This window comes from Paracidovorax valerianellae (assembly GCF_900102625.1).
GTDB lineage: Bacteria > Pseudomonadota > Gammaproteobacteria > Burkholderiales > Burkholderiaceae_C > Paracidovorax > Paracidovorax valerianellae.
Genome location: NZ_FMZC01000022.1, coordinates 56,524 through 62,721 on the forward strand (window position 1 = coordinate 56,524; position 6,198 = coordinate 62,721).

General features: G+C 68.4%; 4 protein-coding genes. 3 read left to right on the plus strand and 1 reads right to left on the minus strand.

What is annotated here, in order from left to right; all coding sequences use genetic code 11:
• Positions 1-155: 155 nt before the first annotated feature.
• From BLT03_RS22120 to BLT03_RS22130, 3 genes are all read left to right on the plus strand, one after another.
• A complete protein-coding gene (locus BLT03_RS22120) occupies positions 156-767 on the plus strand; it encodes an RNA polymerase sigma factor (protein ID WP_092745934.1) in 612 nt (203 codons plus the stop codon).
• A gap of 8 nt (positions 768-775) precedes the next feature.
• Positions 776-1,792, plus strand: coding sequence for a FecR family protein (locus tag BLT03_RS22125; RefSeq protein WP_245711513.1), 1,017 nt, complete (start codon positions 776-778; stop codon positions 1,790-1,792).
• 189 nt (positions 1,793-1,981) lie between these two features.
• Positions 1,982-4,375: a TonB-dependent siderophore receptor gene (locus BLT03_RS22130; RefSeq protein WP_092745935.1), complete on the plus strand. Its 2,394-nt coding sequence runs from the start codon at positions 1,982-1,984 to the stop codon at positions 4,373-4,375.
• Positions 4,376-4,466: 91 nt separating this feature from the next.
• On the opposite strand, the gene BLT03_RS22135 is transcribed toward BLT03_RS22130, so the two are convergent.
• Positions 4,467-6,198 (minus strand): thioesterase domain-containing protein (locus tag BLT03_RS22135; RefSeq protein WP_139160488.1); only part of this gene is annotated, 1,732 nt, incomplete at its 5' end.

The following is a 6,198-nucleotide window of genomic DNA, read 5'->3' on the forward strand; positions in this document are numbered from 1 at the left end:
CCGCCCCATGCTATGATTCAAATGCGAACTATTCGCATTGAACCCGGAGCCCTGCTTTTGGCATGGCCGCCCTCCCCGTGAATTGACCGGGCCGGCGGCTGCCGCGGCGGCGAGCCCTGGGGTCCGATCATTGGCACTTGCGGGAAAACGGCCTCATGCGCGATCTGATCCATGAACTGGTGGCCCACTATGGGGATTTGCGCCGGCACCTCACTTACGAGCTCAGGGACCCACACCATGCGGCCGACATCGCGCAATCGAGCTTCGAGCGCGTGTATGCCCAGGCCGTGGGTGCCGGCGCCGCAGCCCGGCGCAGCGCACAGCCTGTGCCAGCGCCTGCGCCCATCGAATCGCCGCGCGCGCTGCTCTTTCGGGTAGCGCGCAATCTGTGCATCGACGAATACCGCAAACGCAAGGTCGCGCAGGACTGGGCCAGCCAGCATGCCCGCGCCGAGGGCCACGGGGCCGCGCCCTCCACCGAATACTTCGCGGCGCAGCGGCAGGTGCTGCAGCGCCTGGTGGCGGTGATCGAACAATTGCCGCCCCGCCGCCGCGAGGTGTTTCTGCTGTTCCGCGCGTACGGCCACACGCGCACTGAAATCGCCGAGCGCCTGGGCATCACCGAGATGGCCGTCGCAAAGCACATGGTGCGCGCCACGGTCGATTGCTCCCGCGTGTTCGCTGAACTGCGCGCCAGCCTGATCGAACACCAGAGCCCGTCCGGCCGCGCAGGGTTCGAGGCCCGGCTGGCCGAAGATTTTTCCTGAAGCCCCACATGTCGTTGGCCAGCGCTCCGCGCGAAGGGTTGATCGAGCAGGCCATTGCCCTGATCGTTCAGGCCGACGTTGCCCCCGACCCGGCCGCCCAGAACGCACGTGCTGCGCTGGCGCAGTGGCGCCTGCGCTCGGGCGAGCATGAAGCCGCCGCCCAGGAGGCCCGCCTGCGCTGGGAGGCGATGGGCGGCGTGTCGAACGACCTGCGTGCGCATTTCGGCGAGGTGGCATCGGCCATCGCCCCCAGCAGTCCTCGGCGCCCACGGCGGCGCCTGCTGCTGTCGGCGGCGACGCTGCTGGGCACCGGTCTGCTGGCCGGGCGCGGTGTGCAGTGGTACTGGCAGCAACCGACGTTTACGGCCAGCTACGCCACGCGCACGGCGCAGATGCTGAAGGTTTCGCTGGCCGACGGAATGGACGGGGGCCGCGGCACCCGGCTGGACCTGTCTCCGCAGAGCGCTGTCGACGTGGCTTTATACCGCCAGCACCGCAGGGTAGACATGAAGCGCGGAGAAGTCCGCTTCGATGTGGCCCACGACGCAGGCCGTCCTTTCGTGGTGCACGCCCGCGGCGCACGCATCGAAGTGGTCGGCACCGTTTTCACCGTGCGCGACCGGGGCAGCGCCATCACCGTGGGCGTGGAGCGCGGGCAGGTGCGTGTGCAGCCGCTGCCCGCCCAGGGCGAGGCGGGCGACGCCATCGACCTGCATCCCGGCCAGTTGCTGGAAATCCAGGAAGGCCGGGCGGAGCCTGTGCGCGCGGTGGACCCCGCCACGCTGTCGCCGTGGCGGGAGGGCTGGCTGGTGTTCCAGAACGAGCCGCTGCGCGATGCCCTGGCCACCGTGAATGCCTACCGCGCTCAGCCGATCACGCTGGCCGATGCGAAGGTGGGCGACTTGCGCCTGTCCAGCCGGTTTCGCGCGGGCGATTCGACCGCCCTGCTGGCCGCGCTGCCCACCATCCTGCCGCTGACGGTGCATCGCCAGGCGGACGGCAACGTCGAATTGCGCGCTCGCTGAAAGGCTGCGGGCTCGCCTCGAAACCCGGGCGGGCGGCAATGGGCGATTGCGATTGGCGCGGTGGGTGTCTCCGTTTTGCGCGCTTGGCCGTCCCCAGGACACAAGCACACGCCACGCCCGCCTGCGGGCCGTGGGCCGGACCGCGATGACCGCCGACCTGCCGTTCGATTTACCTGGAGTTTCACCGCCATGCCTGCCTTTCCCCGTCACACCTTGCTGGGCGCTGCGCTCGCCGCCGCGTTCGGAACCCTTCTTGCCGGCGCAAGCCCGGCAGCGCTGGCCCAGGCAGCGCCCGCCGTGGCGCCCCAGGCTTTCGAGGTGAAGGTAGCGGCGCAACCGCTGGCCAGCGCACTGGCCGAGTTGTCGCGGCAGACCGGCGTGCCGGTGTTCGCATCCGGCGACCTGGTGGCCGGCACTGAATCCCGCCCGGTTTCGGGCCGGCTGACGGTGGAGCAGGCGCTGCAGTCCATCCTCGCCGGCAGCACGCTGGAAGCCAGCAGCGCCGCGGGCGGTGGCTTTGCCATTCGCCGCGCTAGCCGGCAGGCGGCCAGCGGCACGCTGTCTACCGTGGTCGTGAAGGCCGGCGCGGACACCGAACGGCCCGAAGGCCCGGTGAACGGTTATGTGGCCCAGCGCAGCCGAACGGCGACCAAGACGGACACCGCCCTGCTGGAAACGCCGCAGTCGATATCGGTGATCGGGCGCACCGAAATGGACGCGCGCGGCTCGCTGGACCTGATGGACATCGTGGCGCAGACGCCTGGCGTTTCAGTGGCGGCTTACGGGCCGGACAACCGCGGCTGGGAATACATCGCGCTGCGCGGCTTTCCAGGCAACACCAGCAGCTACCGCGACGGGCTGCCGCAAACGCAGTTCGGCGTGGTCTACCGCATGACGGAGCCTTACGGGCTGGAGCGGGTGGAAGTGCTGCGCGGCCCGTCTTCGGTGCTGTTCGGCCAGGGCGACGCCGGCGGCGTCATCAACCGCGTGAGCAAGGCGCCCAGTGCCGACGCCACGCGCGAGATCGAGGTGCAGGTCGGCAGCTTCAACCGCAAGCAGCTGGCTTTCGACGTGGGCGGTGCACTCAGCGAAGGCAGCGACCTGAGCTTTCGCCTGGTGGGCGTGGGCCTGGACAGCAACGACCAGGACCGCTACCCGAACGGCGACCGCATCAACCGCACGCACGTGTACCTGGCGCCCTCGCTGCGTTGGCAACCGAGTGCGGCCACGTCGTTCACGCTGCTGGGCGAGTTTCTCAAGGACAAATCGGGCGAAGACCCGTACTACGCCAACTTCTTCGGGCCGGACGGAAACCTGCGGCACGTGAAGTACGGCGACCCGTCGTTCAGCCGCTTCCAGCAGGACCAGTCGTCGCTGGGCTACCAGTTCGAGCACACGCTGAGCAGCGGCTGGACGGTGCGCCAGAACGCCCGGTACACCGACATCGCCCTGGAGCGCAACGCGCTGTGGGCGGATTCAGTGCTGGCGGACGGGCACACCATTTCGCGCAGCACCCGGTCGTGGGACGATGGGCTGAAGCAGGGCTCCATCGACACGCAGATACAAGGCAAGGTACGCACCGGTACGGTGGAACACACATTGCTCTTCGGGCTGGACTGGAACCGGATCGAGGGCACGGCGCTGCGGTTCCGGGGCACGGGCCCCAACCTGGATTTGCTGAACCCTGTGTACGGCATGGCGGTGCCCGCCCCGACCACGCCGCTGTCCAACTTCACCCAGAAGACCGACCAGATCGGTTTCTACGCACAAGACCAGATCCGCCTCGGAGACCGCTGGGTGGCCACGTTGGGCGGGCGGCAGGACCACGTCAAGAGCACCACCGACAACCGGTTGAGCGCCCAGCAACGCACCACGCAGAGCGACGATGCCTTCAGCGGGCGCGTCGGGGTGAACTACCTGCTGGGTGGAGGCTGGTCGCCCTATGCGAGCTATGCCGAATCGTTTCTGCCCACGAGCGGCGTGGACGCCAACAACAATCCGTTCAAGCCCAGCCGGGGTAAGCAGGTGGAAGTCGGCATCAAGTACCAGCCGGAAGGAGGCAAGAGCCTGTTCACGGCAGCGGTGTTCGACCTGCGAAAGACCAACGTCGTGACCTACGACAGCATCACGTCCGATGCCCGTCAGATCGGCAAGCAGCGATCGCGCGGGCTGGAGCTGGAGGCCAAGGCCGAGCTGGCGCGCGGGCTGAGCGCCACGGCGTCGTTCACGGTGCTGAATCTGAAGGTGCTGGAAAGCGCGGACACGAGCGAGCGCGGCAAGATCCCGCCGACAGTGCCCAAGCAGACGGCTTCGCTGTGGCTGGACTATGCGATCGGCGGCGGCTTCGGCGTGGGAGCGGGCGTGAATTACGTGGGCGAGCGCCAGAACGACGAGGCCAATACCTCGGCCGAAGGCGGCTTCACCTTGCTGAATGCCTCGCTGCGCTACGACCAGGGGCCGTGGCGTTTCGGGCTGAACGCCACCAACCTGCTGGACCGCAAGTACAACACCATCTGCTACCACCGCGAGTGCTACATGGGGCGTGAACGCACGCTGACGGCCACGGCCAAATACCGCTGGTAGACCGCTCGACGAATCCCGGCGCTGACGCCGGCTCGCGGCCCACCCTTCGCACGAAGGGCGGGCCGCTGGCATTCAGCACGGGAGATGGCAGCTACCGCGCTACCGCCGGCTTGCCGGCTTGCCGCAGGGCCTGGCGGCAGCCTTGCAGCAGATCGGCATGCTGGATGATCTGCCGGTGACTGGCGCCGATGGACGCGCCTTGGTGCAGGCGGCCGCCGAGCTGGCGCGCCAACGCCTGCATTTCCGGCACCGGCCGGTCCTTGCGCCACCACACATGGGGCACAGCGTGCAGCGCTGGAAGTGGCGGCAGTACCTGGATCGCGGCATCCAGGCGCCGGTAGGCCATGAACTTTTCCACCAGATCGCTTTGGCCCGCCCCGATCCCCCATTGCGCGGCCACGGCGTTCGCGGCCTGCGTGGTGCGGTGAACCGACTCCATGCAGGCCATGTCAGCCGTGCCCAGCACTTCGATCAACTGGTCGATGGCGCGGCCGTCCACCCAGTCCGCCAGAAACGCTCGGGCTTCCTCGCGCCAGTCGTAAGGGACGATGCCGCCATGCATCACGAAGCTGTCCACCATGCCGAGAAACACCACCTCGCGCCCTTCAGGTTCGAACAATCGCGCCATGTACACCGCCTCGGTCGCGCCCAGGGACCAGCCCAGGAGGGCCACCGGTCCGTGCGGATACACACTGCGCACAAGCTCCACGTGGTAGGCGGCCAGCGCCTCGATGGCGTCGATGCGCGAAAGTTCGGTGCAGCACAGGCCGTACACCGGGCGGTCGGCGCCCAGGGCGTCGGCAAGCGGCTGGTAATCAAGCACATTGCGCAGCGCTGGCGCAATGCAGAACAGTGGCATGGCCGAAGCGTTCGCCCCTGCCGCGAGGCGCTGGATGGGAAGCAACGGCGCGCTCGCAGCGGGGGCATCGCACAGCAATTGCGCGATGGTCTGCTTTTGCATCAGGTCTTGCAGCGAGAAGGCGTGCTCCGCAGCCATGCTCTGGTTCATGCGGGCCAGCAGCTTCAGTGCAACGATGGAGTCGCCCCCGATCTCGAAGAAGTTGTCATGGCGCCCCACGCGCTGCAATCCCAGCACCTGGGCCCAGATCTGCGCCAGCGCCTGCTCCAGCGCTCCCCGCGGCGCCTCGTAGGCCCGCCCCGCTTCGCTTTCGTTTCCTTGTGCCGGTCCTTCCCCGTTCTCGCCCTCCGCGCCCTGCCCCATCCCCAGTTGCGCCAGCGCCTTCCTGTCCACCTTCCCGTTCGCATTCAACGGCAGCCCCTGCGCCAGCACCACCATCGCCGCCGGCACCATGTACTGCGGCAATCCCTGCCCCAGCCGCTTTCTCAACTGCGCCGTATCAATGGCCCGCCCCCCTTGCGGCGACAGGTACGCCACCAACCTCGCTCCGCTCTCGCGCTCGTGCACCAGCACCAGCGCTTCCCGCACTTCGGGCTGCGCGAGCAACTGCGCCTCGATCTCTCCAAGTTCAATTCGGAATCCCCGGATCTTCACCTGGTGGTCGATCCGCCCCAGGTATTCCAGCTCGCCCTGCGGGCTCCAGCGCACCCGGTCTCCGGTGCGGTACAGCCGCTTGCCGCCTTCTGCGGCGATGAAGCGCTGCGCGGTCAAGGCCGCCTGCCCAAGGTAGCCCCGCGCCAGGCCTTCTCCGGCCACGTACAGCTCCCCCGGCACGCCGATGGGCACGGGCTGCAGCGTGCTATTCAGCACGCGCAGGCCCAGGTCCGGGATGGCCACGCCCACGGGGCTGCGCGCAGCATCCAGGTCCGCCCGCGTGACGGGCCGATAGGTGACGTGCACGGTG